Consider the following 823-nt stretch of genomic DNA (forward strand, 5'->3'; position numbering starts at 1 on the left):
CCAGGCCGGAATCGTCCTTCGGCGCCAGGAACTCCTTGAGCCTGCGCCGGTGCCGGCGGGCGTGCAGGTTGATCATCACGCGCCGGACATAGGCGTCCGGGTCGTCCGCCGTACCGACTCTGCGCCAGGCCGTGTAGGCCCGCTCCAGCGTGGACTGGGCGAGATCCTCGGCGGAGTGCGGTTCCCCGGTGAGGAGAAAGGCCGTCCGCAGCAGCCGTGACCAGCGGGCGGTCATGAATCTGCCGAACTCTTCGTCCCGGTCCTGTTTTCCGTCCTCCATGGACNNCCAGCGATCGGGCTATGGCCAAGGGTAACAAGGTTGTCGGTCGTGTGGAGCCAAGTCGGAGGGAAAAAACGGAAGTTGGCCGATCAGTGGCCACACGGAGGGTCGTAGGACAGCCGCGGAAGGTACTCCTGCCACTTGGCGGGGGTCAGCACGCCCCGGGTGACCGAGCAGATGTGGTCGATGGCCGTGTCGGCGTCCAGGTCCCACAGGCGGACCGTGTCGGGGCCGCTGGAGACGCCGAGGACGCGGCTGCCGGGGCTGAACGACAGGAAGGTGCCGGTCTTGGCGTTGGGCGTCATGGACTGGCCGATCGGCCGGGCCGCGGTGGGGTCGGTGACGTTCCACAGCCGGACCGTGTTGTCGTCGCCGCCGCTGGCCAGTGCCTTGCCGTCGGGGGTGAAGGCCAGCGCGTTGACCGGGCCGGTGTGCCGGGTGAGCGGGACGCCCAGCGGTTCGGCGGAGCCGGGGTCGGTGACGTTCCACAGCCGGATGGTGCTGTCCGCGCTGCCGCTGGCCAGGGTGTGCCCGTCCGGGCTG

Annotated in this window: 2 protein-coding genes; both read right to left on the reverse strand. The window is 69.7% G+C overall.

The genetic code is table 11. The features are described from left to right. On the reverse strand, positions 1 to 280 hold a 280-nt coding region (locus CCN72_RS15170; protein WP_279630245.1), incomplete at its 3' end, for a sigma factor. Positions 281 to 369: 89 nt separating this feature from the next. After that, on the reverse strand, positions 370 to 823 hold a 454-nt coding region (locus CCN72_RS15175), incomplete at its 5' end, for a WD40 repeat domain-containing protein (protein WP_425276150.1).

This window comes from Streptomyces murinus, assembly GCF_002154555.1.
Classification (GTDB): Bacteria; Actinomycetota; Actinomycetes; order Streptomycetales; family Streptomycetaceae; genus Streptomyces; species Streptomyces murinus.